This is a genomic window from Roseibium algae, assembly GCF_037783265.1.
Lineage (GTDB): Bacteria > Pseudomonadota > Alphaproteobacteria > Rhizobiales > Stappiaceae > Roseibium > Roseibium algae.
Genome location: NZ_JBAKIA010000011.1, coordinates 119,522 through 146,409, shown reverse-complemented (window position 1 = coordinate 146,409; position 26,888 = coordinate 119,522). Strand labels below are relative to the sequence as shown.

The 26,888-nt window shown below is 52.6% G+C and carries 30 protein-coding genes; 15 read left to right on the top strand and 15 right to left on the bottom strand.

What is annotated here, in order from left to right:
• The first annotated feature begins 78 nt into the window (after nucleotides 1-78).
• Nucleotides 79-996 carry a hypothetical protein gene (locus V6575_RS15750; protein WP_340275665.1) on the top strand — a complete coding sequence of 306 codons (918 nt, stop codon included), beginning with the start codon at nucleotides 79-81 and terminating at the stop codon, nucleotides 994-996.
• 65 nt (nucleotides 997-1,061) lie between these two features.
• Here V6575_RS15750 and V6575_RS15745 read toward each other — a convergent pair whose 3' ends face one another.
• The 4 genes from V6575_RS15745 to V6575_RS15730 all read right to left on the bottom strand — a co-directional run bounded on the left by V6575_RS15745 (nucleotide 1,062) and on the right by V6575_RS15730 (nucleotide 5,044).
• Nucleotides 1,062-1,877 (bottom strand): lysophospholipid acyltransferase family protein, encoded by an 816-nt coding sequence (locus V6575_RS15745; RefSeq protein WP_340275664.1) that lies wholly within the window; start codon nucleotides 1,875-1,877, stop codon nucleotides 1,062-1,064.
• A 121-nt stretch (nucleotides 1,878-1,998) separates the two neighbouring features.
• The gene (thrS, locus tag V6575_RS15740) at nucleotides 1,999-3,999 is read right to left on the bottom strand and encodes a threonine--tRNA ligase (RefSeq protein WP_340275663.1); all 2,001 of its coding nucleotides are present in this window, start codon (nucleotides 3,997-3,999) and stop codon (nucleotides 1,999-2,001) included.
• A gap of 146 nt (nucleotides 4,000-4,145) precedes the next feature.
• Nucleotides 4,146-4,535: a membrane protein insertion efficiency factor YidD gene (yidD, locus tag V6575_RS15735; protein WP_340275662.1), complete on the bottom strand. Its 390-nt coding sequence runs from the start codon at nucleotides 4,533-4,535 to the stop codon at nucleotides 4,146-4,148.
• A gap of 23 nt (nucleotides 4,536-4,558) precedes the next feature.
• Nucleotides 4,559-5,044, bottom strand: a complete 486-nt coding sequence (locus tag V6575_RS15730; RefSeq protein WP_340275661.1) for an iron-sulfur cluster assembly scaffold protein — start codon at nucleotides 5,042-5,044, stop codon at nucleotides 4,559-4,561.
• 267 nt (nucleotides 5,045-5,311) lie between these two features.
• On the opposite strand from V6575_RS15730, the gene folE reads away from it, so the two are divergent.
• Nucleotides 5,312-5,947, top strand: a complete 636-nt coding sequence (gene folE / locus V6575_RS15725) for a GTP cyclohydrolase I FolE (RefSeq protein ID WP_340275706.1) — start codon at nucleotides 5,312-5,314, stop codon at nucleotides 5,945-5,947.
• Between the two features lie 29 nt (nucleotides 5,948-5,976).
• Nucleotides 5,977-6,432, top strand: a complete 456-nt coding sequence (gene hisI / locus V6575_RS15720; RefSeq protein WP_340275660.1) for a phosphoribosyl-AMP cyclohydrolase — start codon at nucleotides 5,977-5,979, stop codon at nucleotides 6,430-6,432.
• Nucleotides 6,433-6,532: 100 nt separating this feature from the next.
• Here the strand turns inward: hisI and V6575_RS15715 are convergent, their stop codons facing one another.
• On the bottom strand, nucleotides 6,533-6,964 hold the full coding sequence (locus V6575_RS15715) for a CBS domain-containing protein (protein WP_340275659.1): 432 nt from the start codon (nucleotides 6,962-6,964) through the stop codon (nucleotides 6,533-6,535).
• A gap of 100 nt (nucleotides 6,965-7,064) precedes the next feature.
• Nucleotides 7,065-7,724, bottom strand: a complete 660-nt coding sequence (locus V6575_RS15710) for a rhomboid family intramembrane serine protease (protein WP_340275658.1) — start codon at nucleotides 7,722-7,724, stop codon at nucleotides 7,065-7,067.
• Here V6575_RS15710 and V6575_RS15705 point away from each other — a divergent pair.
• The 4 genes from V6575_RS15705 to V6575_RS15690 all read left to right on the top strand — a co-directional run bounded on the left by V6575_RS15705 (nucleotide 7,723) and on the right by V6575_RS15690 (nucleotide 11,197).
• Complete coding sequence (locus V6575_RS15705) at nucleotides 7,723-8,052, top strand: hypothetical protein (RefSeq protein WP_340275657.1); 330 nt, start codon at nucleotides 7,723-7,725, stop codon at nucleotides 8,050-8,052. The genes V6575_RS15710 and V6575_RS15705 overlap by 2 nt on opposite strands.
• A gap of 286 nt (nucleotides 8,053-8,338) precedes the next feature.
• Nucleotides 8,339-9,007 (top strand): PAS domain-containing protein, encoded by a 669-nt coding sequence (locus tag V6575_RS15700; protein ID WP_340275656.1) that lies wholly within the window; start codon nucleotides 8,339-8,341, stop codon nucleotides 9,005-9,007.
• 103 nt (nucleotides 9,008-9,110) lie between these two features.
• Complete coding sequence (locus tag V6575_RS15695) at nucleotides 9,111-9,749, top strand: PilZ domain-containing protein (protein WP_340275655.1); 639 nt, start codon at nucleotides 9,111-9,113, stop codon at nucleotides 9,747-9,749.
• 833 nt (nucleotides 9,750-10,582) lie between these two features.
• Nucleotides 10,583-11,197, top strand: a complete 615-nt coding sequence (locus tag V6575_RS15690; protein ID WP_340275654.1) for a transglutaminase-like cysteine peptidase — start codon at nucleotides 10,583-10,585, stop codon at nucleotides 11,195-11,197.
• A 154-nt stretch (nucleotides 11,198-11,351) separates the two neighbouring features.
• Here the strand turns inward: V6575_RS15690 and V6575_RS15685 are convergent, their stop codons facing one another.
• Both V6575_RS15685 and V6575_RS15680 read right to left on the bottom strand, forming a co-directional pair.
• The gene (locus V6575_RS15685; protein WP_340275653.1) at nucleotides 11,352-11,879 is read right to left on the bottom strand and encodes a gamma carbonic anhydrase family protein; all 528 of its coding nucleotides are present in this window, start codon (nucleotides 11,877-11,879) and stop codon (nucleotides 11,352-11,354) included.
• 20 nt (nucleotides 11,880-11,899) lie between these two features.
• Nucleotides 11,900-12,226 carry a DUF6949 family protein gene (locus V6575_RS15680; protein WP_340275652.1) on the bottom strand — a complete coding sequence of 109 codons (327 nt, stop codon included), beginning with the start codon at nucleotides 12,224-12,226 and terminating at the stop codon, nucleotides 11,900-11,902.
• A 235-nt stretch (nucleotides 12,227-12,461) separates the two neighbouring features.
• Here V6575_RS15680 and V6575_RS15675 point away from each other — a divergent pair, with 235 nt between their 5' ends.
• Nucleotides 12,462-13,160: a hypothetical protein gene (locus V6575_RS15675; RefSeq protein WP_340275651.1), complete on the top strand. Its 699-nt coding sequence runs from the start codon at nucleotides 12,462-12,464 to the stop codon at nucleotides 13,158-13,160.
• A gap of 130 nt (nucleotides 13,161-13,290) precedes the next feature.
• On the opposite strand, the gene V6575_RS15670 is transcribed toward V6575_RS15675, so the two are convergent.
• Together V6575_RS15670 and cysE are read right to left on the bottom strand one after the other, a co-directional pair.
• Complete coding sequence (locus V6575_RS15670) at nucleotides 13,291-13,509, bottom strand: DUF3126 family protein (RefSeq protein ID WP_340275650.1); 219 nt, start codon at nucleotides 13,507-13,509, stop codon at nucleotides 13,291-13,293.
• Between the two features lie 79 nt (nucleotides 13,510-13,588).
• Complete coding sequence (gene cysE / locus V6575_RS15665) at nucleotides 13,589-14,455, bottom strand: serine O-acetyltransferase (protein WP_340275649.1); 867 nt, start codon at nucleotides 14,453-14,455, stop codon at nucleotides 13,589-13,591.
• A 324-nt stretch (nucleotides 14,456-14,779) separates the two neighbouring features.
• Here cysE and V6575_RS15660 point away from each other — a divergent pair, with 324 nt between their 5' ends.
• On the top strand, nucleotides 14,780-15,586 hold the full coding sequence (locus V6575_RS15660; RefSeq protein ID WP_340275648.1) for an enoyl-CoA hydratase: 807 nt from the start codon (nucleotides 14,780-14,782) through the stop codon (nucleotides 15,584-15,586).
• 20 nt (nucleotides 15,587-15,606) lie between these two features.
• Here the strand turns inward: V6575_RS15660 and V6575_RS15655 are convergent, their stop codons facing one another.
• A complete protein-coding gene (locus tag V6575_RS15655) occupies nucleotides 15,607-16,488 on the bottom strand; it encodes an alpha/beta fold hydrolase (protein ID WP_340275647.1) in 882 nt (293 codons plus the stop codon).
• A complete protein-coding gene (locus V6575_RS15650) occupies nucleotides 16,485-17,240 on the bottom strand; it encodes an alpha/beta fold hydrolase (RefSeq protein ID WP_340275646.1) in 756 nt (251 codons plus the stop codon). The genes V6575_RS15655 and V6575_RS15650 overlap by 4 nt, the downstream gene beginning before the upstream one ends.
• Before the next feature lie 267 nt (nucleotides 17,241-17,507).
• Between V6575_RS15650 and V6575_RS15645 the strand changes: the two genes are divergently transcribed.
• The 4 genes from V6575_RS15645 to gpt all read left to right on the top strand — a co-directional run bounded on the left by V6575_RS15645 (nucleotide 17,508) and on the right by gpt (nucleotide 20,439).
• A complete protein-coding gene (locus V6575_RS15645; RefSeq protein WP_340275645.1) occupies nucleotides 17,508-17,753 on the top strand; it encodes a zinc-finger domain-containing protein in 246 nt (81 codons plus the stop codon).
• Nucleotides 17,754-17,824: 71 nt separating this feature from the next.
• A complete protein-coding gene (locus tag V6575_RS15640; protein WP_340275644.1) occupies nucleotides 17,825-19,012 on the top strand; it encodes an FAD-dependent monooxygenase in 1,188 nt (395 codons plus the stop codon).
• A 137-nt stretch (nucleotides 19,013-19,149) separates the two neighbouring features.
• Nucleotides 19,150-19,893 (top strand): competence/damage-inducible protein A, encoded by a 744-nt coding sequence (locus V6575_RS15635; protein WP_340275643.1) that lies wholly within the window; start codon nucleotides 19,150-19,152, stop codon nucleotides 19,891-19,893.
• A 36-nt stretch (nucleotides 19,894-19,929) separates the two neighbouring features.
• Nucleotides 19,930-20,439: a xanthine phosphoribosyltransferase gene (gpt, locus tag V6575_RS15630; RefSeq protein ID WP_340275642.1), complete on the top strand. Its 510-nt coding sequence runs from the start codon at nucleotides 19,930-19,932 to the stop codon at nucleotides 20,437-20,439.
• A 111-nt stretch (nucleotides 20,440-20,550) separates the two neighbouring features.
• Here gpt and V6575_RS15625 read toward each other — a convergent pair whose 3' ends face one another.
• Nucleotides 20,551-21,942 (bottom strand): hypothetical protein, encoded by a 1,392-nt coding sequence (locus V6575_RS15625; RefSeq protein ID WP_340275641.1) that lies wholly within the window; start codon nucleotides 21,940-21,942, stop codon nucleotides 20,551-20,553.
• Between the two features lie 441 nt (nucleotides 21,943-22,383).
• On the opposite strand from V6575_RS15625, the gene V6575_RS15620 reads away from it, so the two are divergent.
• Nucleotides 22,384-23,046, top strand: a complete 663-nt coding sequence (locus V6575_RS15620) for a L,D-transpeptidase (protein WP_340275640.1) — start codon at nucleotides 22,384-22,386, stop codon at nucleotides 23,044-23,046.
• 49 nt (nucleotides 23,047-23,095) lie between these two features.
• Here V6575_RS15620 and sfsA read toward each other — a convergent pair whose 3' ends face one another.
• Complete coding sequence (sfsA, locus tag V6575_RS15615; protein ID WP_340275639.1) at nucleotides 23,096-23,800, bottom strand: DNA/RNA nuclease SfsA; 705 nt, start codon at nucleotides 23,798-23,800, stop codon at nucleotides 23,096-23,098.
• 59 nt (nucleotides 23,801-23,859) lie between these two features.
• Entirely contained in the window at nucleotides 23,860-25,284 is a 1,425-nt protein-coding gene (locus V6575_RS15610) for a TrkH family potassium uptake protein (protein WP_340275705.1), read from the bottom strand.
• A gap of 423 nt (nucleotides 25,285-25,707) precedes the next feature.
• Between V6575_RS15610 and V6575_RS15605 the strand changes: the two genes are divergently transcribed.
• Nucleotides 25,708-26,850, top strand: coding sequence for an ABC transporter substrate-binding protein (locus V6575_RS15605; protein ID WP_340275638.1), 1,143 nt, complete (start codon nucleotides 25,708-25,710; stop codon nucleotides 26,848-26,850).
• Nucleotides 26,851-26,888: the final 38 nt, after the last annotated feature.

The following is a 26,888-nucleotide window of genomic DNA, read 5'->3' as shown; positions in this document are numbered from 1 at the left end:
CAAAACCTGCAAGAGAACGCTCAGCCGGACATAGCGCAGAGTTTTCCAATGCCTCCGGCTCCAAAGCCGGACCCAAACATGCGGATCGTTGAACCTGAACAGGCCATCGAGAACCTGCTCGACCGCAAGCCCGAACCACTGTTCTCCGATACGCTGGTGCCTTACGCCCCCTCAACCCACAACCTGAGCACAACGGGTTCTGACATTGAGCAAGGCGCGTTGTACCTCATGGCGAAACTGACGCGTGACAGCGAGCCTCTCAACAGCGGATTGGTTTGGCGCATCTACAGCGAGACCACCAACGAAGAAGGCCGCCTTGAGCTCATCGCGACGGCCAAGGGCGGTGATGCAGAGTTTCGTCTGGATCCAGGCGCTTACATCATTCACACGGCCTATGGCCACGCCACCTCAACAAACCGCATTGTCATCGGTCGGGACATCAAGTCCAAGATGGTGATTCTAAATGCGGGCGGCATCAAACTCAGCGCGGCGCTTAGCGAGGACCTTCCTTTAGAAAAGGGGCCGGTCCGGTTCGATATCTACGGTATGGAATTCAACGAGCGCGGCGAACGGGAACTGGTTGCCAAAAATGTCAAATCCGGCAGTATCGTTAGACTCAACTCCGATACGTACCACGTTGTCAGCAGATATGGCGCTGTCAACGCAGTCGTTCGGGCTGACATTCAGGTGATTCCTGGAAAGCTGACTGAAGCAACTGTCTATCACAAAGCCGCTGACATCACCTTGAAGCTCGTCAACACACCAGGAGGTGAGGCAATTGCCAACACATCCTGGTCTGTGCTCAGTCCAGGCGGCGATGTTGTCGTGGAGGCCAGCGGGGCTTTTCCTGATTTTGTGCTGGCAGCTGGCGATTACGAAGTTATCGCCAGAAACAACGACAAAACGTTCCGAACTGATTTTTCAGTTGAGACTGGTCAGAACCGAGAAGTTGAAGTGATTTCAGCGGCGGCCCAGTCACCGAAAGCGAGCAACTAGCCGCAGTCTTTCAGAATCGCTCCAGAGGCCCATGCGCGATATTTTTCACGACGAGCCTCCATGACCTACAACTGACGCAGACCAAGTACCTGACTGTGAAGATAATCCGTAATTTGCTTCTGATCGCCAAGCGCGGCAAGTGTTTCATAGGCGATAGGCTCACCGATCCTTGCGGTGATGGCAGAGCCCAGGATTTTTCTGAACTCGCGCACCAGCAATGCCAGCCGCAGCGTCAGTGAATAGCGTGACACAAGATGGAACAGCCAGGAATTCTGCCCATCGAAATAGAGCGGCAAAACGGTCGCTTTTGATGAGCGGATCATCTTGGCCGTAAATGTTTTCCACGGCAATTCTTCTGCGCGTCCGAATGGTTTTGACGCAGTTGCAACGCCCCCGCCTGGAAAGACGATAATGGTCGTCCCCTCATTCAGAAGACGAAGCGCTTGCTTGCGGGTTTCCATATTGGTCTTCAAGGCCTGTTTCGTTTCTTCAAAATCAACGGGCAAGGAAAAAGGCCGAACTTCCGGAACTTTCAAAAGCTCATTGTTGATTAGAATTTTAAACGGGCGACCAAGCTGTTCTGCAAGCGCCAGAATCGCAAGGCCATCGCCAATGCCATAGGGATGATTGGCAATCAGGACCAACGGTCCATCGGGAAGAGCCTGGGGCGGCCATTCAGCACCAGTCACAGCAACATTCAAATTGATCAGTCCGAGAAGTTCGCTCCAGATATACGGCGACGTCTCAACGGTTGAGGTCCTCCATATCTCATACATGCGAAGCAGTTGACGGCGACCAGACAACCCCTCAATGGAGCGGATCACCCAACGCTTCAGCCTAGGATGATCTTCGTTGGCATAACTGAATTCCGCGTAATTCAAGGGGAACAGCCTCATTCGCAAGTGGCAAATCAATCCGCATTGATACCCCACCATTCATTGCGGGAGAATGACAGGATACAAGGTCAAAAAGAAAGGCCGCAGGTATTCCTGCGGCCTTTCCTCAAATTGAATTAACATATTGCTTCAGATCGGGAGGAACCGCTTCTTCCTTGAAAGCTGAAATAGCATCTTCCAGAGACATGGGCGTTTGGTTCTTAGAACCCAGGCGTCGGATGTTGACCGTCCGCTCTTCAGCCTCGCGCATGCCGCAAACGACAATGGCCGGAACCTTGGCAAGGGAGTGCTCACGAACCTTGTAGTTGATCTTCTCGTTGCGGAAATCAGTTACAACACTCAAACCAGCCTTTTTCAGTTCTGCAGCAACTTCCCGGCCATAATCATCCGCCTCGGTCGTGATCGTCGCGACCACCACTTGCAGCGGCGACATCCATAGCGGGAAGTGACCGGCAAAGTTCTCGATCAGAATTCCGAGGAAACGTTCCAGCGAACCACAGATCGCACGATGGATCATGACGGGCGTCTTTTTGTCTCCGGCGCTGTCAACGTAGAAAGCCCCAAAACGTTCCGGCAGATTGAAATCAACCTGAGTCGTGCCGCACTGCCATTCACGCCCGATCGCGTCTTTCAGCGTGTATTCGAACTTCGGACCGTAGAAAGCCCCTTCACCAGGTAAAATATCCGTCTTGATCCGGCCTTCAGATTGTTCTTCGATGGTCTTCAGCACCTCGGTCATCACCGCCTCAGCGTGATCCCAAAGCTCATCTGAACCCACACGCTTTTCAGGGCGGGTGGAGAGTTTCACCACCACTTCGTCAAAGCCAAAGTCTTTGTAGACTGAAAGAATCAGATCGTTAATCTTCAGGCATTCCTCAGCCATCTGCTCTTCGGTACAGAACACATGAGCATCATCCTGAGTAAAGCCGCGGACCCGCATCAGGCCGTGCATGGCACCGGAGGGCTCATAGCGATGCACCGTACCGAATTCAGCCATACGCAAGGGCAGATCGCGGTAGCTCTTGAGGCCATGCTTGAAGATCTGAACATGCCCGGGGCAGTTCATTGGCTTCAGCGCGAAAACGCGGGTGTCATCAGACTCGGTGTCGGCACACTGAACGGAGAACATGTTCTCTTTGTACCAGCCCCAGTGACCTGACGTCTCCCACAAGGAAGTATCCAGAACCTGCGGCGCGTTGACCTCCTGATAATCATCAGCAAGCCGGCGGCGCATATAGGTCAAGAGGCTCTGAAACAAGCTCCAGCCCTTGGAATGCCAGAAGACAACCCCTGGTCCCTCTTCCTGAAAATGGAACAGATCCATTTCGCGGCCAAGTTTGCGATGGTCGCGCTTTTCGGCTTCCTCCAACATGTGGAGATAGCCCTTGAGTTCTTTTTCCGACGACCAGGCGGTTCCATAGATACGGGTCAGCATTTCATTGTTGCTGTCTCCGCGCCAATAGGCACCGGCCACCTTCATCAGTTTGAAATCAGTTCCGACCTGACGCGTGTTTGCCATATGCGGGCCACGGCAAAGGTCGAGCCAATCGCCCTGCTTGTAGATTTTCAGATCCTGATTATCCGGGATCGCGTCAATCAGTTCGACCTTATAGTCTTCACCCTTGTCAGCGAAATAAGCTTTCGCCTCATCGCGCGACCAGACTTCCTTGGTGAAGATATCTCCGCGAGCAATGACTTCACGCATTTTCTTTTCGATGACAGGCAAATCTTCCGGTGTGAACGGCCAGTCGTCGCCCGCATTTGAAGCACCGTCTGGATGAACCCGTTTGAAGTCGTAGTAAAAGCCATTCTCGATGACAGGGCCAATGGTGACTTGAGTTCCCGGCCAAAGCGCCTGAACGGCCTCAGCCATCACATGGGCAGCATCATGGCGAATCAGCTCAAGCGCCCGGGGATCATCCCGCGTCACGATCTCGATTTTCGCATCTGCAGAAATCGGATCGGAAAGGTCTCTCAACTCTCCGTCCAGCGCAACAGCAACCGCCTTTTTGGCCAATGACTTTGAAATACCAGCAGCAACGCCGGCGCCGGTAATACCAGCGTCGTAATCGCGAACGGAATTGTCGGGAAAGGTCAGATTTATCATAGCATGTCTCCAGCTCACTCCTGCAGACAAAGCAGGTAAGCATTCGTTTGAATAAAGGTGGGCTCCACATAAGGGATTTCACGAAATGAGGCAACTGCAATAGCCTGAGGATTGCCCAACCCAGACCGAAGCAAGTACCAATCAAATCAGTCCAGTCGGGTCTCATCCTTGATATGAGTTCCGGTCCAGCTTCCATAGCGCCACGGCAGGTACCAGCGCCCTCTTGCAGGCAACTCCTCCGGAACAGGATCGTAGCCCGATGCCCCCCAGGGATTGCACCGTACAATCCGAGCCAGACCAATCCAGCCGCCAATCCAAAGCCCATACCGGCGAATACAATCGCCGGTATAGTCGGAACAGGTCGGTGCATAACGACAGCCACGCCCCATGAAGAGTGAAAGGGAATGTCGGTAAACCCAGATCAGACCCAAGCCGAAACGTGCAGGCAGGGACAGCCGCGATGCAAAACCGGCTGACTTGGAAGGATCACAATTCGGAATTTGGTCAAGCTTGGGATCAGAAGGCGAAGAGCACATCAGCTGTCTCCTCGAACCTAGCTTCAGGCATTTGCACCGGCATCGTCCGTCTGCGCTGCCTTGTCTTCGGTTTCGCCTGCTGATTGACTCTCAATTTGATCAAGAGCATCAACGACCGCATCAAACGTCAGCAAAGTAGAGGCGTGCCGAGCCTTGTAAGCGCGAACAGGTTCAAGAAACGTCAGTTCACTGAAGCGGCCATCCGGTGCTGGTCCATTTTCTTTCAACATAGCATGCATGGTCGTTTTCAAGGCGCGCAGTTCATCACTGGTCGCTCCGATTACATGACGTGCCATGATGGAGGCCGAGGCCTGCCCCAAAGCACAGGCTTTCACGTCATGCGCAAAGTCACTGACCTTGCCATCTTCAAGGATTATATCGACCACAACTGTGGATCCACAGAGCCGAGAATGGGCCTTCGCACTTGCCTGCGGCTCGTCCAGGCGGCCCAACCTGGGAATATTCCCTGCAAATTCAAGGATCTTTGCATTGTAGATGTCGTCGAGCATTCTCGCCTCTTCGTGATCCCGCCTGCATTGCAGGCTCGCTCTCTTTGACTATATAGATCAGGTATTGAACGAATTCTGCAAGAGCCCCTGACGTCGCAGGCTTATTTCTGCCGACTTCCGTCTCTAAAAACATGAAAATACGCTGCATTCACGAATGCGCGATGATCTGTCTGATAGACTTGCCCGTAACTCAAACGACCAATACGTAAATATGTCGAGGAACAAGTTTTAATGGCAGGCAGCCAAAACAAGGTTACGAGGGCCACAATGGACGCTGTGCTGAACACCGCAGGCAAAAAACTGAAGCGTAAGTCTCAAAACGAGCTGTCTCGCCCAAGCCGTGAACAAGCGGAAGCAGCCGTGAGGGTTTTACTGGCCTGGGCTGGAGATGATCCAGTCCGTGAAGGCTTGCTCGACACTCCAAGGCGGGTGGCCAAAGCCTATGAACAGATTTTTGGCGGTTATTTTGAAGACCCTGCTGAGCACCTCAAACGAACCTTCGATGATGTTGGCGGTTACAAAGACATCGTGATGGTACGCGCAATTCCGTTCCATTCCCATTGCGAGCACCATGTACTTCCGTTCGTTGGAATGGCGCACATCGCCTACTACCCTGCGGAAGGTGTGGTTGGTCTGTCAAAGCTTGCCCGTGTCGTCGACATTTTTGCCAAGCGCCTTCAAACGCAGGAAAACTTGACGGCTCAAATCACATCGGCCATTGACGAGCAGCTCGCTCCGCGCGGGTTGGCGGTAATGCTGGAAGCAGAGCATCAGTGCATGACCATGCGCGGTGTTCAAAAGCCAGGCGTTTCCACCATCACCACACAGTTCACCGGTCTTTTCCAGGATGAGCCAGCCGAACAGGCTAAGTTCATGACCATGGTGCGCGGCGGGGGTCTTTAGCGCCCCGCCATCTGGCAAGGGTAACAATGATGACCAGTTCCATTTTCGCCTCAGGCGGCGACAAGTCTGAAATCGAAACAGGCTTAAGCTTTCAACCAAAGTTCGACAAGGATGGCCTGATTGCCGTCGTGATAACAGACCACATCAGCGCTGAAGTGCTGATGGTCGGCTACATGAACGACGAGGCTCTCAAGCGTACCATAGATACGTGCGAGGCTTGGTACTGGAGCCGATCACGGCAAGAATACTGGAAAAAGGGTGGAACGTCCGGCCAGATACAAAAAGTCATGGAAATTCGCACAGACTGTGATCAAGACGCCATTGTCCTTAAAGTCAGTGTCGAAGGCAACGGAGCCACCTGCCACGTTGGCTATAATTCATGCTTTTTCCGAAAAGTCGTCAAGACGGAGGATGGCACCATCGCACTGACCAGCCCTGATCAGGGCCGCGTTTACGACCCCAAGGACGTCTACGGCGAAAAATAGCAGCGAACGGACGCTGCCAGGCCATCATCAGCCACCATACGAGAATTTCAAAAGCGGCCAGGCAATCAGACCCTAGCCGCTTTCTTTCCTCGTTCCAGCCTTAGGCCATAGTGATGTAACTGCGCATGTGCTCAGCTTCCTGCTCCACCTGGGCAATCCGGTATTTCACCACATCACCGATGGAAATCAGGCCATAGACCTTGCCGTCCTTGACCACCGGCACGTGACGAAAACGTCCCTGGCTCATTTTGGACATAACATCATTGATTGTATCGGCTTCGGTACAGGTGACAACTGATCGGGTCATGATATCACCAACCGGCAGGCTCAGAGATTCCGGCCCGTTGCGTCCGATCGACTTGACGATATCACGTTCTGAAATAATGCCTTCAATATGCCCGTTACCATCCGTCACGATGATGGCCCCGATACCCTTTTCGGCCAAAACTTTGCAAATATCGGAAAGCGGAGTTTGCGCCTTCTCGGAGATTATATCGTGGCCTTTTCCATTCAAAATAGAAGCTACGGTCATCTGATTTTCCTCCCATGGCGATGCAGGACAGGTCCTCTCCCATCCCCTGAAGCATCATGGCAAAAAAACCAGGCGACGCAAATAGATACTTATCGCGACGTTAACGTGTCTGACGGGGAACCGGATCCAGCAGGGGAAAAAGCACCAGCCCCATCAGAAAGCCGCCAATATGAGCTTCCCAGGCAATCGTGGCACCGCCGCCAAGCAACGATGAGCCAACAAGGCCAAACACAATATTGAAGCCAAACCAGACTGCGGTGAAGGCAACCACCTGTGTGTTAGACATTGCTTCACGCAGGCTGACAGCCGGAACACGATAGGCAGCAGCATCCTGACGCCTGAAAGCTCCAAGTGGCCCGCCCAGTTGAAATATGAAACGCAGTGCAACGGCCATGTGCCCTGATACGGCTGCAGATGCCCCGATCATCGGCGAGGCTTCGCCGAAATGAAACAACAGATGGGTCGCGGCACCTGCTACGGCGCACAGAACCGAAAGCAAGAGAAAACGCGGTGTCCCAAAACGACGCGCAACAGCACTTCCGAAGATCGCCATCCATGCCAGATTGAAACCAATGTGCATCAGGCTGCCATGAAGCAGACTGTAGGTTACAAAACTCCAAACATCAGCAGCCAGGCCGCCTGGAGCTGTTCCCAACACAGCAGGGTCATAGCGCAACGGCCAAAAGGCGAAATACAACATGATCTGGTTGCTCCAGCCGACCGGAAGCACGACCACACGCATTACATGAATAAAAATCATGGCAGCACTCAGCCAGATTATGACTGATGGCAAATTAAACGCCGGTTGGTCGGCTGGGTCTTTGGGGGCTGAAAAATGCTGGTTCATCAAAGTTCCTAGAGGTTCATCATCTGATGTACGTCGTGAGCTGGCTTTGACAAGCCTGCCCGGTAGACTCGAAGTGGGTTTTAAACTCGCCAGGCTCTCTTTTAAAATCAAAATGAAGCAAAATCGTCTGAAAGCATCGAAAAGCAGACTGCAGGAAAGACAGGGCCTATGCCTCCCTCGGGCGACAAATACTCAGGGCAACGCCCAATGCTTCCCAAACTCTGTTTTTTATATCCAGTAGAATGTCAGCCCAATGAGCGCTGATATCGATGGAAGCATGATTTCCGCCAAAACCAGTTAATATTTTCTTACCCATCCAAGGAGGCATAGGCCTGCATAAGCGCAAGGTTTGATTAACCCTAACAGTTCGTTTCGCAAAAAAATTTCCGTGCAATCAGCAGGTTGGCATGCCCTCTGCTTAGTAGAGCCCAAACCGGACAACTGAAGGACCAGTGTCCCGATTCAGGACAGGAAGAAATCTTCCAGTTCGAATTGACAAGGGCCCTCGACACAAAAGGCGTTGCGAGATGAAAAACGGCGTTACTCAGACACTTTACAATTACTGGGATGACTTGCGCGGCGCACGACCGGCTCCAAACCGCAGCGAAATTGATCCGGGAAAAATTCGCTCCCTTCTCGGGGATACGTTTATTCTGGAGAACACAGATCCCCATACCTCACGCTATCGTCTTGCAGGAACCAGGCTTTGCTCGTCCCATTGCAGGGAATTGAAGGGACGTAATTTCCTGCGTGGCTGGAACCAGAAAGATCACGAGGCAATGGCAAGCCTTCTGGCAGCGATCACCGAAGACGCTGCAGCCGCTGTGGTTGGCATTGCTGGCCATACGGAACATGATCATCAGCTGCATATGGAAATGCTTCTGCTCCCGCTTAACGTGCCAGGTGAAGGACGCACCCGTATTCTAGGCAGCTGCGCCCCAATGGATCGTCCCTATTGGGTTGGCTTGCATCCCATCATGAAACAGTCGATCACCAGCCTGCGTCTCGTATGGCCGGATGAACGCCCACATTTCATTGCAAAATCAACAGACGGACATACTTCGCGCATGAACCCGATTTTGCCGCGCTTCACGCCTGAAAGCATGGGCATGCCCGCCGGTGCAATGCCGACAATCCCGCATGGAGCGGAACGGCGTGTAGGTCACCTGACAGTTTACGAAGGCGGCAAGTCCTGATTGAAACATTTTGATCGAATTACCTATCATTAACTGTGTCTCCGCTAGACTGACCAACTTGAGATGAGGTGCGCATTGCACACGACAAGACGGATAATCAGGCATGGCTGTCGGCGCAGCGACTATAAGTGAAGAGAAACAAGAGCTTCACGCAGACGAAAAGCGTCGGCATCAACGTGTAGCGATCAACATATTGGGTCGCTTCATGCTGGAGGATAGGCAGGAGTACCCGTGCCAGGTTATCGACATGTCCCCTGGCGGGCTTGCGATGATCACACCTGTTTCGGGTAAGGTGGGCGAACGGGTCGTTGCCTATCTCGACCATATAAGTCGGGTTGAAGGTAAAATTGCCCGCCTCATTGATGGTGGCTTTGCTGTTGAACTGCGCACCACCCCGCGCAAACGCGACAAGATCGCAAATATTCTGACCTGGCTTGCAAACCGGGATGAACTCAATCTTCCCGAAGATCGTCGCCATGATCGCTTCGTGCCCAAGAATCCTGTCACCAAGATTGGCCTGCCCGATGGCTCCGAGCACGTTTGCCGCATTATGGATGTGTCCCTTTCCGGGGCAGCTTTGGCAACCGACGTCATTCCGGAAATGGGCCAGAGTATTGCCTTGGGCAAAATGCGCGCACGTGTCATACGCCAGATTGAAGGCGGTATTGCTGTCGAATTCGCTGCTATTCAGAACCGGGAATTGCTGGAGCAACACATTACGGGCTCCAACAGCACCGATTGATGATCAGATTTGGCCGTCAATGTCAGTAAACTGATTTTGAAATGGCACCTTGGATTCCCAAGAAGCTGTAATTGAACCTGCGAGCTGCTAGCCAGTTAAGTTCTCAGTTGAAAGCACCAATTCAGAACTCTGCTTGTGGATCGTCTCTATAAATTGGGCAACGCCGGTTGTTTAAGCTTAGGTCAGACTTTGAGATCATGACAAGCTTAGCTGGACAAAGCGCAACAAGCTTTCACGCCCCAGACTTTTCCAAAGTATAATTACGTCATCTCTACAGCTAAGAATCTCCCCCAATTCCAACAATCGACACTTGCGCCTGCGTGGGCCTGAAACTCCGCGCCTGGCAACCTTGAGCCGCCCCCCGTTTGCAGTCACCCAGGATCAAAGAAAAGCCCTGAATTTTCTCCGTGCGATGACAAGCACACCCCAGCGCTCAAAGAAAACGATCATGTGATGATGTTGAAGCCAACACATGTCAGAGATTTTTTCCCTGGTTCAGAACAACTGCAGGGCGTTGATGCAGCTCACTGTTCTTTTTCTGACTTTTATTGATCAAAAAAAGAGACGTCCTAAGTCGTTTTTGAAATCTGGACAGGAAACATCCGAGCTAAAACTTCTCGAAAACTCGCTCAAAAATGAAGATAAACACATTCAAAACAACCACTTAAATCAAATAATTACAATTTTAGCTAATTTTTCTTCAAAATTTACTTAAAGTAAAATAAAAATCAAATAAAGATTATATAAATTTTATCTAAAGTAATAATAGGCCAATTATCAAGCAATAAAAAGTAACATGCGAATGTGCCTCCAGCATTGGGGAGCTCATTACAATGAAATTTATCAAGACAACTCTGAACCTGACATTTACGGCTGCAATTACGTTATCGACCATGGGAGTTGCAAACGCATCCCCCGCCCGTTTCATGGACATGGGTAAATCGGTAAAAGCGCCTATCGGGCACGTTCAATTCTGCAGGGAAAACAGACAAGCTTGCGCTGGCCGTAATGACGGTCCAGTCGTTGTTAGACTGACAGAAGCGCGCTGGAATGAACTGATCAACTTGAACGCCAAGGTCAATCACCAGATCAAACCAGTGACGGATCAAAAGTTATTCGGCAAAGCCGAATACTGGACTTACCCACGTAGCGGCGCAGGCGACTGCGAAGAATACGTGCTTGAAAAGCAGCGGAAGCTCTTGGCCGCAGGATGGCCGAAAAGCGCACTTCTCATCACCGTGGCAAAAGACGTCAAGAACGAAGGTCATGCCGTTCTGACAGTCCGCACGGACCAGGGTGACATGATCCTAGACAACCAGATTGAAGCCGTTCTGCCTTGGTATTCAACTCCATACCGATACATCAAGCGCCAATCCACACTTGAGCCTGCAAAGTGGACTGGTATCTCAGACCAACGGGTCAAGACAGTCGCCAGCATCGGAAACTAAAAAGTAGAATTTGGGAATTGCCCTGTCTGGGCAAAAGGGAAGATCCGGTCGCGTCCCCACACTCCCCCAATCCCTAACGACCGGATCCAGGAAGCCGACCCGCCCCCCAGCAGGTCGGCTTCCACATTTTTTCCGTCGATAGGGACTGGGAATCTTAGAGCAGTTTCAGCCCGGATTTGAAACGCTGCCAATTGCGCACATAATTCGCAGCAGAACGTCTCAGATCTTCAGCCGACGCTTTATCAAGCTCGCGCACAACCTTGCCTGGAACGCCAACCACCAGAGAATTGTCCGGAATGACCTTCCCCTCAGGGATCAGCGCATTCGCGCCAATGATGCAATTGCGTCCAATCACAGCACCGTTGAGAACCGTAGCACCCATTCCGATCAATGAATTTTCGCCGATTTGACATCCATGCAGTATCGCCTTGTGTCCGATCGTACAATCTGCACCGATAGTCAGCGGAAAGCCCATATCGGAATGACACACGCAGCCGTCCTGAACGTTAGAGCGCGCGCCGACCAAAATCGGTTCGTTATCACCGCGTAGCAGCGCCCCAAACCAGACACTTGCATCCTCTTCCAGCCTAACCTTGCCGATCACATTCGCATCCGGAGCAATCCATGACCGGGCCTCGTCTGCATAGGTAGGTGAACTGCCATCAAGTTCATAAATCGACATTACGTCTTACCCTGTCTCAATCAGAATGTTGCGACCAGGCTCACCGCGAAATTCATAACAAAAAGCCCCGAACACAGGCTCCACATCCCTGCAATTGTTGATGATGCGACAAACCAGCCTAAAGGCCGTCTTTCGATTCGCCTGCCACGAATTGCGTGACGCATGATAATAAATGGCCCCGCCATGAGACACACGCTGACAGCGGCAATGGTTCCCAACAGACTTTCCACCGCCATATTGAACTTCGGCGGCTGACTGGTCAGAAGCTGATACAAACTACCAATTACACCTGCGGCCACAAAGCCCGCAGAACCGATATACAATGCTACGAATAGGTCGAACACCACACCATTAACCTTTCGTTAACCCTTTAAAGCAGAAGCTGCCAAAAGAAACTTGAAAGGTCAAATGCAATCGCCATGCCGTTTTTAAGAATGCATTAACCTCTGACAAACCTTGGCCCATGCGAAAAATGCACCCAATCCACCTATCCCAATCAGACACATTCGTGTCTAAACGGGACAAGTGTACGTATTGGATAGGGATTCGGGTGACTCAGATCTGTTTGCTGGAAACTTGGCGATGATTCCCATTGAGCTTCCTCGCTCGAGCGGGGTGAAACCAATTCACTTCACAATATTAGCCGCCTCCATCACTGCTTTGACTTTGGTCTACCTGATCTATCTGTCGGCCAGATGGACCGGTTATTGGCAAAACGACGTGATTTGGGTTTCAGACCCGGCAACAAACTTCGTTCAAGTCAACGGCTCAAAGTTTGCGGTGCCTGCCGGCTTGATGCGCAACCCAGCCCATGGACTGTCCCGCCTCGCCCGTCATCAAACAATGTCCTCACTTAAACTTGACGTTGCTTGGCCGGCAATGACCGGATTTAAGAGAGACGGCACGACCCCAACGCAATCGCAAAAGATCCAGATAGAGATCAGCGCATCGACGGACGGCGAAACAATGCGAGACCGATTGAAACCGGTCTATAAACGACTGGCACGTGGCCCTGAAGCTGACGGACCAGCCGGACTGAAGATACTCACTCTATCCTCACCTGTCGCCCTGAAGACCGATCAGGTGGTTTTTGAGCCAGACAGACCCAACGGCTTTATCGCTCGTTGCCTGAAGACCAAAAACCAGCAGGCGCTTTGCACACGAGAGATACGTCTCAGCGATGGTCTTCTCGTGACCTACCAGTTCGCTCAAGGGCTGCTAGCAAGTTGGGGACGGCTGGACCGGCGCGTGGATCAACTGGTCAAATCTCTGCGCCAGTAACAAGCAAAGCAGCAGAGCACCCGGATGATTACACCGGAAGAGATTTTCTCAATTTCAGTTCAACAAAAAACCCGGCACCTTGCGGTACCGGGCTTTTTAAAATTAGCAGAAATCTAATCAAAAATTGAAATCAGGCTTCTTCTTCCAGGTCAAACTCCAGAATCGCCATCTGGAAATTCCAGCTCAGATCATCGTCTTCGTCATCACGATAAATCACGCCGATGAACTCTTCGCCGATGTAGACCTCTGCGCTGTCATCCTTGCGAGGACGCGCTTTGACCTTGAGGTTTTCAAGTTCGAACTTCTTGCGAAGATATGATTCGAGCTTACGGATTTCGTCCGGGTTCACGTGTTCACTCCTGTTCAACCGTGATGGAATTGGTGATCGCGGACCCTACAGCAATGTCGCAACATGCCAACAGCTGAGGTCAGCTATCCCCGTCTTCCTCATCTCTCTTTTCTGTTCGCATCACACTATCGGCTGCAAGCAGCTGATTCATCGAACGTGCAGGCTCCGAGCATCCGGCCTTGCCAACAATCTTGGCAGGCACACCAGCAACTGTGGTGTTGGGCGGCACAGCGATCAAAACCACTGAGCCTGCCGCAATACGAGAGCAATGGCCGATTTCCAGATTTCCAAGGATCTTGGCACCAGCACCGATTAGAACCCCATTGCAGATCTTTGGATGGCGATCGCCGCATTCTTTGCCAGTGCCCCCTAGTGTGACACCCTGAAGGATCGACACATCATCTCCGATGGTTGCCGTGCCCCCAACAACCAGACCTGTACCGTGATCGATAAAGATGCCCCGTCCGACGGGAACAGCCGGATGAATGTCCACCTGAAAGACTTCAGAAGACCGGCTCTGCAGATAGAGCGCAAAATCATGTCGCCCCTGACGCCACAGCCAATTGGCCAGCCGGTGCGTCTGCAGCGCATGGAACCCCTTGAAATAAAGCACTGGCTCCAAAAGCCGGTCGCAAGCAGGGTCACGATCATAAACAGCCACAATATCGACACGGAAAATTTCGGCCAGCACAGGTTCAGATGCCAGAGCTTCAAGATAGGTCTGGCGGATCAGTGATGCAGACACCACGTCCCGGCCAAGTCGATCCCCAAGGCGATGAACAACAGCTTCCTCGAAGGTGCGGTGATTCAACACTGTTTCATAGACAAACGAAGAAAGAGCAGGCTCGGCCGCAACCATTGCCTCGGCCTCTTCGCGAAGCTGTCGCCAAACCGGATCATGCAGCGCCAGATTTGGAGTACTCTGACGCGGGATTGTGTGTGGCATGGCTTGTCTCCTTTTCAAGCCGAAAAAATTCTATGAACCCAAGATAGGGGGTAATGACGCAATTCCAAAATCAAACTTGCAGGTACGGTTTCCAAACAGCGCGGTTTTAGTCACATAATCATAAATAAAATTAGAATTACAGCCTCATACAGAGCCCGCTTTCGACACAATGACGCTTCGTGTTCGCACACAAACTCAATGGCTTTGAGCCAATGGCAATTTTTCATTGCCATCATAACCCTTCACTGTATCAATCTGCCTGCGCCATGGCCGCCTTCTTAATATGGTCGACCTACTTGTTTGAAATCATATCGGAGAAGAAACTTGGACACCTCCACAGTCGCAATCACTGGCGCCATCCGCACTGAAGTCAATGGATCGACAGGTTGGCTCATCATCGACAATGAACCAAAGCGTAACGCCGTTTCTCTGGCCATGTGGCAAGACCTGCCAGCGCGTGTCCAAGACTTGGTCAATGATGACAGGGTTCGCGTGATTGTTGTTCGAGGCGCTGGCGAGAGCAGTTTCGTGTCGGGAGCCGACATATCCGAATTTGAAGCCACACGCGCCACGGCAGCCGCAGCCAAGGCATATGATGCAATCAACGTCGCAGCGTTCAAAGCCCTCAAACACGCCGCGAAGCCAACCATTGCCATGATCCGTGGTCATTGCATTGGCGGCGGCCTCGGCATTGCGCTGGCTTGCGATATGCGCATTGCAGCTGAAGGAAACCAGTTCGGCATCCCGGCGGCAAGGCTGGGCATTGCATATCCTCTGGATGCCATGAGCGACATTGTCGAAGCTGTTGGAGCAAGTGCCGCGAAGCGACTGCTATTCACCGCCGAGCGCTTAGTCACACAAGAAGCTCTCAGCATCGGATTGATCGGAGAGCGTGTTCCAGCTGACGATTTGATGGACTGCATCACCAAGCACTGCCTCACACTCGGCAGCAATGCACCGTTGACACTGGCCGCAGCCAAATTGGCAATCAATGCGATAGCCTCAGGTGCGAACGACGATGACATGGATCGTGCATCACAAGCAGCCACCACTTGTTATGACAGCGCCGATTTTGTTGAAGGGCGGAATGCATTCCTCGATAAACGTAGGCCGACCTTCGCAGGAAAATGAAAACAAAGGCAAGTTTGCCCCTAAGCCAAGGCCTTTTCATCAAGCTTTAGCAGAAAATCCTCAACTGCCCCCGCGAAGACATCATTCCGGTCACCGGCCACCATGTGTCCTGCCCCCTGAATGTCAGCAAAATCCGAATGCGGAACAAATTCCTTGAACTCGGCAACATGCGCTTCAGATACAAGCTCTGAATTTCGCCCCTTTACAAGCAGCACAGGCAAGGTCAAATTCTGTGCAGCCGACACCAGGTCAGCTTCGACCATCACAGCTTTGACACCTTCGGTGTGCTGCTTGGTCCCGATGAATTTAGGGTCCCAATGCCAGCGATAGCGCCCGTCTTCGTGATGGCGTAAATTCTTGGACAGGCCAGACAAGTCACTCGGTCGTTTGCGATTTGGTAAATAGGAAGCAATTGCTTCGGCAGCCTCCTCAACACTGGCAAAGCCTTCCTCAAGTCGGTCACCCATAAAGCCGATGATCTTGGCGACACCGCCCGCGTCCATACGAGGCGTTACATCGACCAGAACCAGCGCGGACAGGCAGCCCGGCGTCTGGATTCCTTCGGCCAGCATCGCGGCCAGACCTCCAAGGGATGCCCCGACCAACACAGGGCGTTCGCTGGTTTCAGCAAAAATCGTATCAGAGATTGACGAAAGGTCTCGAGCAAAGTCGGAAAAGGCATAATTGCCTTCTGGCACCCATTCGCTCTCGCCATGGCCACGCTGATCAACGCAATAAACCACATGCCCAAGAGCAGCTATGCGCGTCCCAGCGGCATCCCAGGAGTGGCGGGTCTGCCCGCCCCCATGCAGCATAACAACCGGTCTTCCAGTATCCCCATAACGATCCGCGACAAGAAGATTGTCATCAGCGCCGACAAACTCCTCTCGGCGTGCAATCATTCCATCTCTCCGTTCAGAAACTCAAGAACGCCCTTCTTGAACACCTTGTCCCCGACAGCAACCATGTGATCGCGCCCTGGAATATCCAACACCCGAGCATCCTGCATCAAATCGGCAAGTTGTTCAGGCGATCCTGCAATATCGTCATTGGTCCCCACAGCGACAAGTGCCGGGCGACTAATCCGGGAAATATCTTCCTCTGAAATTTTTTGCCGGGACGAGCGCATGCAAGCCGCCAAAGACAGACGATCAGATTTTGTTTGTTCAGCAAAGGCACGAAAAGCACGGCCAGTCCGATCAGAAACATCCTGCAGACGTTCTGCTTCCAGCGCCGAGGCAATCGGCTCCGGGTCCCCAACACCAGACACCATTCCATAACCAAGACCGCCAAAGATGACCCGCTTCACCCGATCTGGATGGTTCAGAGTCAGAAAGGCGGAAATCCGCGCGCCCATGGAGTAACCCATGACATCGACTGTCTCCAGACCAAGGTGATCCAGCAAACGTCTTGCATCTTCTGCCATGATGGGTGCCCCATAAGCATCTGGATCGTAGAATTTTGAGCTTTCCCCATGCCCGCGGTTGTCCAAAGCAATCACCCGGCGACCATCCTTCACCAACAGGTCCACCCAGCCCGGATATTCCCAATTGATGGTCTTGTTGGATGCAAACCCGTGTATCAGGAGGATTGGATCCCCATCGCCTTGGTCCATATAGGCGATGTCCACTCCGTCTTGTTCAAAATTGGGCATGCTTCAATCTAACCTTTACGTAAACGGTAATTATCTCTCAATTACATTATGTCGAATGCACTGCCGTGGAAAGACCAACATTGCCGACATTTGCAACACGAACCACACAACTGTTGAACGTATGTTGCTCGTATGGCTGAATTCCCGGCGCAATTTCAGCGCCTGCGACAAAGCTGTCCGTGGATCCGCACGTCTTCCCTCTACCCAAGCGCCCGGCAAATGAGTATTGTTCGCATCAATATGAACTTTGATGGAATGGATTGACCTATGGCGGATCACATCGTCCCGCATTTCCAAAACGCAAGTGGACATGATTCGGTTGCAATTGGCGCCCGCGAATTCATGTGCATTGGTGCAAAGCCTCCGTTTGACCACCCGCATATCTTCCTCGACCTGGGGGATAGAAGTGAGATCATCTGCCCTTATTGCTCTACGCTATACAAGTATGATGAGACTTTGCAGGCAACTGAATCGTCACCATCCGACTGTGTCTGGGTTCCAGAAGCAGCCTGACCTTTCAACGCCTTTCCCGCGCACGAAACTGGCAAAACACGAAACCCAGAACTCATGAAACTTGAATATTCATGACCGGGCCAATTGTGATTATCGGCGCAGGGATTGGCGGCCTTGCCGCAGCGATTGCGCTTGCTCGCATTGGCCACAGCGTTCTTGTCTTGGAGCGCATGGCCGAAATAACGGAAGTAGGCGCAGGCCTGCAGTTATCTCCCAATGCCTGCCACTGTCTGGAACATCTTGGTCTTCTGGACACGGTAAAAAGCGTAGCCTTCGCGCCAGCATCGATCCGTATCCGCTCAGCCAGAAATGGCAAGGATCTGAACCGAATTGCGCTCGGGGAAACGATTGCCAGGCAGCATGGAGCTCCTTATCTGCTCGTGCACCGGGCAGACCTCCAGCGGGCGCTCTATGCCAAGGCCCTGTCTATGGAGGGAGTCGCGCTGCGATTTGGCGTGAATTTCAAAGATACTGTCTCCGATCAACGCGGCGACCTGACAGTTAACTGCCAGGCAGCCGATGGCTCAGGTCTGTCGTTCCCTGCAGCGGCCCTCATCGGTGCCGACGGTGTGTGGTCGAAGGTTCGTGAAACCATTCCCAACCATGAAACGGCCCGTTTTTCCGGGCGCACCGCCTATCGTGCGACACTGCCTGCAGCTCAAATTGACGCAGATCTTCTCACCGACACTCATATCTGGCTCGGTTCCAACGCCCATCTTATCCATTACCCAATCAAGAACCACAGTGAATTCAACATTGTAGCCGTGGTTTCCGAAGACTGGAATGAAGAGACTTGGTCCGCAGCAGCAAGCCGTGAACAGTTGCTTCAACGGTTCTCAAAATGGTCACCGTCCGCAAAGCGCATTCTGGAGCAACCGAAAAATTGGCTCAAATGGGCCCTCTGCGGCGTACCAGCAGCCGGACCGTGGGTTTCCGGTAAAACCGCCCTTCTGGGAGATGCAGCCCATGCAATGCTGCCTTTCGCAGCCCAGGGCGCAGCTATGGCCATTGAAGACGGGCTGGAACTCGCAGCAGCCATCACACCCCAGACAAATGACATGGCAGCATCCTTGAAGACGTATGAGCAAAACCGTGTGCAAAGGGTGATCAAGGTTCAACGGACAGCTGAGAAGAACGGCCAAATCTATCATATGCAAGGGCCACTTGCCCTTGGCCGCGACACAGTACTCAAGCTGTCATCACAGCAAAGTCTGGCCGCACGTACGGACTGGATTTACAGCTGGAAACCGCCCGCCTAATCTAGGTGAAATTAAATCGCAATGCCGCAAACTGCTCCGTTCCATTTAAATGAAATGAGAAACAAGGTCACAAACCTTGAGCCTGCTCGATGCTTGGGCTAAAGGCATTCTCCTAACAAACCCTCGGGAGAACCGTCATGACAGCAAGCACGGCACAGGACGCGGTTACCGCAGGTTTCATTGTGATCGGCGACGAGATCCTATCCGGCCGAACAAAAGACACAAACACCGGTTTTCTGGCTGATTATCTGACCGCCATCGGCATAGACCTTAGCGAAGTGCGTGTTGTCCCCGATGAGACGGACCGGATCGTCGAGGCGGTCAATGCTTTGCGGGAACGTTATACCTATGTCTTCACGTCTGGCGGCATCGGCCCGACACATGACGACATCACCGCAGATAGCATTGCAGCTGCCTTTGGCGTGACCATTGATGTAGACCCCAGAGCGCGCGCCATTTTGGAAGCGCACTACCCACCCGGAGGTCTGACGGCAGCGCGTCTGCGCATGGCACGAATCCCCGCAGGCGCCGATTTGATCGACAACCCCGTCTCCAAGGCACCAGGCTTCCGGATCGGCAACGTTCATGTCATGGCCGGTGTGCCATCGATCATGCAGGCTATGGTCGATGCAATTGCTCCAACCCTAAAGACTGGCCGCAAGATGTTGTCCCGTCATGTTGATGCAGACATCCCTGAAAGCCGTCTCGCCGAACGCATCGGAGAGATCCAGGCCAAGTTTCCCGAAACCCTGATTGGTTCCTACCCCAGAACCAGCGATGGGCGTTTCACCACACAGATTGTCATCCGCGCGCGTGATGAAGACATTCTTGAACAAGCGACTGCTGCTGTTCAGGACGCAGTCTCAATCACCCTCGCCTGAGTTTCCTCTAAAGGAAAGAGTTTCAAAGGACCTCATATGGAAAACCCTGCACAAGACAAAGCGTTCCCGGTTTCATGGGATATGTTCCACCGGGACTCACGTGCCCTCGCCTGGAGACTTTCAAGCGAAGGCGCATGGAAAGCAATTGTCTGCGTCACCCGAGGTGGTCTGGTTCCTGCGGGAATTGTCGCACGTGAATTGGGTATCCGCACCATCGAGACGGTCTGTATCGCGTCCTATCATGACTATGAAAATCAGGGCAAACTGGAAGTCATCAAACCAGTCGATCCGAAAGTTGTCGATCTGGAAGGCGGCGAAGGCAGCGGCGTTCTGGTGATTGATGACTTGGTAGACACTGGCAAGACGTTGAAAGTGGTCCGGGAAATGCTGCCGAAGGCTCATTTTGCGACTGTCTATGCAAAGCCGGTTGGCGTACCGATGGTTGACACCTTCATAACCGAAGTGTCCCAGGACACATGGATCTACTTTCCATGGGATATGGGCTGGCAGTTCCAGCCGCCACTTTCCAAGGAAACCGCTGGCTAAAACGGCTAGCAACACACTTGAAGCTGTTATCACAGGCCCGCCCAATCTATGTGGCGGGCCTGATTGTTAACGGACTAAACTTGAACGTTCTAAATGCTGACAGCAATAAGTTCAGAGTCTCGTCGAGGCCTTTTCTGCCAAAACATGTGCCTGTAATTTCAAGCCACGAGCTGTAAGCGAGCGTTTAGCAAGCAGCGTTGCCTGACCCGACAGAATGACAACGGAACCGTTGATTCTTGTGCCATCGGTCTTCAACACTTTGACGAGCCTCGTCATGAGGCCAGCATTTTTCCTGGTCCAGGCCAATTGGTCATAGGCCAGCAATATCTCCACCGACCGGTTCTTCCGTTGCAAGATCGGAATCCCCTCTTCGACGGAAACACTCTCTATGTCTTTTCCCGTCTTGATCCTTCTGCGCACCAGCCCCAATTCCTCGAAAACCGCGAAGGCTTTTGATCGATCGTTTTGTTTTCCTGCATGAACCAGCAGGCTTTCAAAGCCGCTCACACTTGACGTTTCGATTAGGAAGCCGACCAGAACAGTCTTTTCAGTCGGCGTATATTGGGGGTTCATGATCAGAGCTTCGATAGCCGGCTTCGGCAAGCCTGCATCCGTTAAACGCTTGCGGTTGAGCGCCGCCATTTCCTTCGGGCTCTTGGACAGCACTGATTTAGTGAGGCTGTCCAGACTACCGATACCCGATACGATAATTCCACCGACCCCTGGAACAAAGGACAAGCCCTGGTTTACGCCAAACTTCCCGGAGGCCTGGTAGGCAGCAACCTCATCAAGTTCATTCTGAAGCGGCTTGAAATGCGAATAGGGGTCAACCTTCAGCTCATACGCTAGCTTACGCTTTATCTCTGACCTGCCGAAAAAGCTCTCGACAAAGCCGTCTTTCTCGCGTTTGGCCAGTGTTGGAGGAGGCATATCTCCCCCTGTAACAATGAAAGTTCCGGCATTGGACGCAGCCGTTTTGACCTTCGCATAGCCACTTTTAACATTGGAATATCCGGCCTTAGCGGCCTTGATTGGATGCAAGGCCACATTCGACACCCCGACGATAGGATCGACAACAGCTGACCCCGTCCCCTTCAACACCGCGTAGACCTTGTTTTCCTTTTTTAACTGTTCAACGGCCTGCAATTCAAGCAAGTGCTTTTGCAGCAAAGTTTCGCCCCGGATCTTGTATGACCCGTAGTCTGTGTTGAGTGTGTAGATAAAAAAACGATCATCAGAGGAAACCCGATCAGCAACTTGATAGCCAGCGCCCTCCTTCGTGCTGCCAAGGAGCTCAGCAGCAGTGTGGCTCGGCGCTTTTTCTACCTTGCCCCGAAGTTTTTGCCCTGCCGTTCCAGACATCTGCCCAGAAGCCTCCGCAACAGGAATGTCAAACAACTCTCCTGCGTCTTGAGCGCTCGTGCAACCGCTAAGAACCAGCAAGCCACACACCCAAAAATGCCAAGTCTCCCTGCGTGGAGCCTCCATAAACACAATCGCCATTAAACTATTTCTCCAGGATAAACATCCACTTGGAACGCCTGAAATCAGGATCAGAACCAAGGCCCAACAGAAAAGTAAACTGACAAGTAAACTACGGCTAATATATGATCACCCATAGCAATTTTGGATCTTACTGGCTGCATATCTCCAATAAGCGTTTGTCCTTGGGATTGAATGGCCACCTCATCACGGCACCAACCCACATGCATTTCAGGACCAAGCCTCAGCACCTGAAAGCTGAACTTGTTTCAAGCCGCTCTGCCATGTGACATGGATACTTCACTCCTACGTGAATTCACGATGGTTTGAGGCCATGACACGTTCTGGGCGCATTTTTCCTGCTAAGCAGCATATCAATGGCGCAAACAGCATCGCGCCAACCGCGTAAGTCATCGCAAATGGATTACATCGCTCTGCTGCCCCATTATCAAGGTCTCTTGAATGTCCCTGACCCGAAGAACTTTCTGCCTGGCCGCATCTGCCGCCGCCCTCACCGGCTGCGTCAGCAACACCCGTCCTCTCCCCAATGGCCCACAGCCCAGCGGGCAACGGATAGCGCCGGAATATCTGCAAATGTACCGGGCAATGCCGGAAGAGCGTTTTCCGATTCCCGCGGTCAACCTGAGCAAGATCGACCCGACCTACTACCGGCAATATGTCGATTATTATTCGACTGAACCTGCAGGCACGATCATCGTGGATACGCCGAACCGGTTTCTCTACCTGACCATGGAAAACGGAAAGGCAATGCGCTACGGCGTCGGGATCGGCCGGGCCGGGTTTGCCTGGGGCGGTTCCGCGCGCATCGCCTACAAAAAGGAATGGCCGACCTGGACCCCGCCAGCAGAGATGATCGACCGCCAGCCAGAACTGGAAGAATTCAGAAACGGCATGGCACCAAGTCTGACAAATCCGCTGGGAGCCCGCGCGCTTTATATCTTTGAAGGCAATCGCGACACGCTCTACCGCCTGCATGGCACCAATGAAGACTGGTCAATAGGCAAGGCCGTATCATCCGGCTGTGTCCGCCTGCTACAGCAGGACATTATTGATCTTTACAATCGCGTACCAAACAACACCCGGATCGTCGTCCTGCAGGCATAGTCTGAGACAGAGGCATGTGTTTGAACCTTACAGGCACCCCCAAAGACCCTCAAACGCGCAGAGCCACCGCCTTATCGACCTCTATGCCCTCGACTGTCACATCACAGCCGATGGCATAGACTTCAACGCCAGCAACACGTGCTGACGCAAAGGCCGCCGCATAGTTTGCATCGATATCGCTGGCAAGAGACATTTGTGTGCAATCTGGTCGTTGCACCAAAAACACCATCACAGCCCTGTGGCCTTCGGCAACCATGTCCGACAGTTCCGCCAGATGCTTGGCCCCGCGTGCAGTGACCGAATCTGGAAACTCCGCCAGCCCAGCTTCCCGCATCAGGTGCACATTCTTGACCTCGACATAGGTCTTCGCGCCATCGTCAGCTTCCAGCAGAATATCAATGCGTGAGTTCTTGCCGTATTTCACCTCCCGGCGAAGACTGGCAAAACCGGCAAGCTCGGGAATCTTGCCCGCCTGGAGCGCTTCTTCCACAAGACCGTTCGGGTGGGCCGTATTGATCCCCACCAAGGCGCCATCTGCTTCCATGACCTCCCAAGAGTACTTCAATTTCCGCTTGGGGTTATTGGAGATGGACAGCCAAACACGCGAACCTGGTTCTTTAAGTCCAAGCATGGAGCCCGGATTGGCGCAATGAGCTGTAACTTCCGAGCCATCCTCATCAAGGATTACATCGGCTAGAAAGCGCTTGTACCGCTTGACAAGGCGGCCGCTGACGAGAGGTGCTGCAAATTTCATACAGCACTTCTAATATGAGAACAAAAGAGAAACAAGATCAGAGTTAGGCCACGAGATAATCAGCGTGACCAGAAATCCGGATCCAGCAAGACCAGAACCGTGAACAGCTCCAGACGTCCCACCAGCATGGCAAAGGACAGCAACCACTTTGCGCCATCTGGCAGGGGCGCAAAATTGCCTGAGGGACCGATGATAGGCCCAAGTCCTGGACCAACATTACCGACGGAGGTCGCAGCAGCTGAAATGGCTGTGACGAGATCCAGATCGAAAAACGACAAGGCCAGGGTGATCACACCTACCGAGCCAAGATAGACAACGAGAAACGCCAGTACCGAGAACGACAGCTCAGGCGTAAGCCGCGTGCCACCATATTCTTCAGACATAACCCGGTTTGGCCGAACCATGCGGCGAAGATGAGCGCGAACCGTGCCGAAGAAAACCAGAAATCGGAAAACCTTGATACCGCCTGTCGTAGACCCTGTGCAGCCGCCGACAAATTTCAACAGGAACGCCAAACCGACAACCGGCGGGCCCCATTCGGTATAATCGCCCAGCGCATAGCCTGTTCCTGTGACGATGGACACCACGTTAAAGGTCGCGCGCAGCAGCGCTTCATCAAACGGAAAGCGCATCTTGACGCCAAGGTAGATCGTCAGCAGCAGCGAAACGAGGGCAAGAAAGCCCACCAGCGCGCGAACCTGAGGATCACGCCACAGCAGCAGTGGCTGGCCTCGCAGGGCCTGGATGAGCAGCACAAACGGCATCGCTCCGATCAGCATGAAGACAATGGCAACCCAACCGGAGGCGGGGTTTTTAAAGAAGCCGAAGGACTGATCATGGGTGGAATAGCCACCGGTCGCAATCGTCGTCAGCGCATGATTGAATGCGTCGAACAGATCAAGTCCAGTCGCAAGATACGCGACAATGCAAAGCACCGTCAGAAACACATAGGCCAATCCCAGCAGACGAATCAATTCCACCGACCGGCTGACAATCTTTTCCGAACGATCCGAGTTCTCGCTCTGAAACAACTGCATCCCACCGATTCGCAGGAAAGGCAGTAGAACAATCGCCATAACGATAATCCCGACACCACCCATCCATTGCATGATCGACCGCCACACAAGCAGGCCCGGCGGCAAACTGTCCAGCCCGGACAAAACGGTAGACCCTGTCGTGGTGAAGCCAGACACCGCCTCAAACACCGCATCGGCATATCCAATGCCCAGCCACAAAAACGGCAACGCGCCAAATGCCGGCAACGTTGCCCAGGCAAGCGTGGTCAAAACAAAGGTCTGCCGCGTATCGAGCCCCTTGGACAGTGAACCACCAAGCGCAATCGACATAAGCAAGCCGATCAGGCCCGTCAGAAGTGAGGAAAAGACAAAAGCCTGCCAATCGGCATTCTTGGCAACAACATCAACAATCGCCGGAATCAACATGGCGGTGGCAAGGCCGACATACAGGAATCCAAGAACGTTCAGGACTGGGCGGAGTGAAATCAAAGAAGATGCTTCCCGGCGGCTGTGCTGTTCCGGCGGGGCATCATTTGCCCCGCATCTTTAATTTTTGCATGTCTTAACATGCTCAAGCTTTCCCGACTTACCAGGATGCGAAGTCCCTTCCCTACACTGAAGCAAGGCTTTTGCCAATCTCCCGACAGGTTGGAACAATCAGGATATGCAGAAATAATCAGGCCCCCCAGCTCGCGCGCCCTCCCCACACCAGCGAAATGAGCACGGAAGACCAAGCAGACCATGGCTTCAAAAGGCAATTATAAGTTGAGTAAAAATTTCAAGTTTATATCTTGACTATTATATTCATATTTAAATAGTGTACCCTTGGTTAGCCAGAATTATTGGGCGGCTATATTCCAAATTCAAAATATAAAAGGGAGGTACCCGTTTATGGGGATCCTAAGTAGAAGTCTTGGCGTAATAGCCGCATCAGCAATCCTTGCGGGTATTCTTACCTCAACTGCATCGGCTGAGAAAATCCAGGTCACCGATATTGCTGGGCGGACGGTTGACGTGGAGAAAAACCCTTCGCGTATTGTACTTGGCGAGGGGCGGATGCTGTATTCCCTGGCCTTGCTTGATCGGGAAAATCCATTCAAACGCATCGTTGGCTGGAAAGATGATCTGATCAATTATGATCCGGATGCCTATCGGAAATATTTGGCTGCCTTTCCTGAAGCAGCAGACATTCCAAACCTTGGAAGCCCTTACAGCGGTGAGTACAGCATTGAAGCCCTGGTCACCTCAGATACCCAGGTCGTCTTCCTGAACCTCGGAAATCTGTTGAAGGCGCAGGAAAGCGGCGTTCTTGAAAAGCTCGAAAAAGCCGGCATTGCCGTTGTTTTCGTTGATTTCCGCCAGCGTCCAACCCTCAACACGGTACCAAGCCTGCAGATTATGGCTCGTGTACTGGATCAACGCGACAACGCAGATGAGTTCATCGACTTCTATGTCAAGAACATGAACACGATTTATGGCACGGTTGAAAAAATCAAGGATGCCGATAAGCCAGTCGTCTTCATCGAGCGGGCTGCTGGCTATAACCCGGCAAAGTGCTGCAGCACATTCGGCAGCGCCAACCTTGGTCGCCTTGTTGATTTGTCCGGCGGCATCAACTGGGGAACCCGCAAGTTCCCAGGCTTCGCCGGAGCAGTAAACCCGGAAGCCCTGTTCGTTGATGATCCCGACGTCATCATCGGCACCGGTGCAAACTGGTCTGAAGCGCAGCCGGATACAGCAGCAGTTCTGCTTGGCTATGAGGCTACTGAGGAAGGCGTTCAGGAACGTTTGGCAGCTTTGGCCGCGCGTCGCGGCTGGGGCGAATTGTCCGCAGTCAAAAACGGACGTTTCCATACAGTCTACCACCAGTTCTACAACAGCCCATACCATTTCGTAGCCATGCAGGCCTTCGCAAAATGGGCCAACCCGGAGCAGTTCGAAGACCTGGACCCTGAAGCCACCTTCAAGGAGTTGCACGATCGCTTCCTGCCGATTGATTACAGCGGCGTCTTCTGGGCCACCTTGAAGCAGTAAAATCAGTTCAGCCTCGCAACACCGGTTGCGGGGCTGTC

Coding starts and splice junctions, on each gene's coding strand:
- V6575_RS15730 (WP_340275661.1), bottom strand. CDS start 5,044: ATGCTCGACGACATCTACAATGCAAAGATCCTTGAATTTGCAGGGAAT.
- V6575_RS15640 (WP_340275644.1), top strand. CDS start 17,825: ATGACCGGGCCAATTGTGATTATCGGCGCAGGGATTGGCGGCCTTGCC.
- V6575_RS15705 (WP_340275657.1), top strand. CDS start 7,723: ATGGCAGCACTCAGCCAGATTATGACTGATGGCAAATTAAACGCCGGT.
- yidD (WP_340275662.1), bottom strand. CDS start 4,535: ATGTGCTCTTCGCCTTCTGATCCCAAGCTTGACCAAATTCCGAATTGT.
- V6575_RS15655 (WP_340275647.1), bottom strand. CDS start 16,488: ATGATTGCACGCCGAGAGGAGTTTGTCGGCGCTGATGACAATCTTCTT.
- V6575_RS15605 (WP_340275638.1), top strand. CDS start 25,708: ATGGGGATCCTAAGTAGAAGTCTTGGCGTAATAGCCGCATCAGCAATC.
- V6575_RS15635 (WP_340275643.1), top strand. CDS start 19,150: ATGACAGCAAGCACGGCACAGGACGCGGTTACCGCAGGTTTCATTGTG.
- V6575_RS15700 (WP_340275656.1), top strand. CDS start 8,339: ATGAAAAACGGCGTTACTCAGACACTTTACAATTACTGGGATGACTTG.
- V6575_RS15710 (WP_340275658.1), bottom strand. CDS start 7,724: ATGATTTTTATTCATGTAATGCGTGTGGTCGTGCTTCCGGTCGGCTGG.
- V6575_RS15715 (WP_340275659.1), bottom strand. CDS start 6,964: ATGACCGTAGCTTCTATTTTGAATGGAAAAGGCCACGATATAATCTCC.
- folE (WP_340275706.1), top strand. CDS start 5,312: ATGGACGCTGTGCTGAACACCGCAGGCAAAAAACTGAAGCGTAAGTCT.
- V6575_RS15690 (WP_340275654.1), top strand. CDS start 10,583: ATGAAATTTATCAAGACAACTCTGAACCTGACATTTACGGCTGCAATT.
- V6575_RS15695 (WP_340275655.1), top strand. CDS start 9,111: ATGGCTGTCGGCGCAGCGACTATAAGTGAAGAGAAACAAGAGCTTCAC.
- V6575_RS15685 (WP_340275653.1), bottom strand. CDS start 11,879: ATGTCGATTTATGAACTTGATGGCAGTTCACCTACCTATGCAGACGAG.
- V6575_RS15620 (WP_340275640.1), top strand. CDS start 22,384: ATGTCCCTGACCCGAAGAACTTTCTGCCTGGCCGCATCTGCCGCCGCC.
- V6575_RS15675 (WP_340275651.1), top strand. CDS start 12,462: ATGATTCCCATTGAGCTTCCTCGCTCGAGCGGGGTGAAACCAATTCAC.
- hisI (WP_340275660.1), top strand. CDS start 5,977: ATGACCAGTTCCATTTTCGCCTCAGGCGGCGACAAGTCTGAAATCGAA.
- V6575_RS15650 (WP_340275646.1), bottom strand. CDS start 17,240: ATGCCCAATTTTGAACAAGACGGAGTGGACATCGCCTATATGGACCAA.
- sfsA (WP_340275639.1), bottom strand. CDS start 23,800: ATGAAATTTGCAGCACCTCTCGTCAGCGGCCGCCTTGTCAAGCGGTAC.
- thrS (WP_340275663.1), bottom strand. CDS start 3,999: ATGATAAATCTGACCTTTCCCGACAATTCCGTTCGCGATTACGACGCT.
- V6575_RS15750 (WP_340275665.1), top strand. CDS start 79: ATGCGGATCGTTGAACCTGAACAGGCCATCGAGAACCTGCTCGACCGC.
- cysE (WP_340275649.1), bottom strand. CDS start 14,455: ATGCCACACACAATCCCGCGTCAGAGTACTCCAAATCTGGCGCTGCAT.
- V6575_RS15645 (WP_340275645.1), top strand. CDS start 17,508: ATGGCGGATCACATCGTCCCGCATTTCCAAAACGCAAGTGGACATGAT.
- gpt (WP_340275642.1), top strand. CDS start 19,930: ATGGAAAACCCTGCACAAGACAAAGCGTTCCCGGTTTCATGGGATATG.
- V6575_RS15625 (WP_340275641.1), bottom strand. CDS start 21,942: ATGGCGATTGTGTTTATGGAGGCTCCACGCAGGGAGACTTGGCATTTT.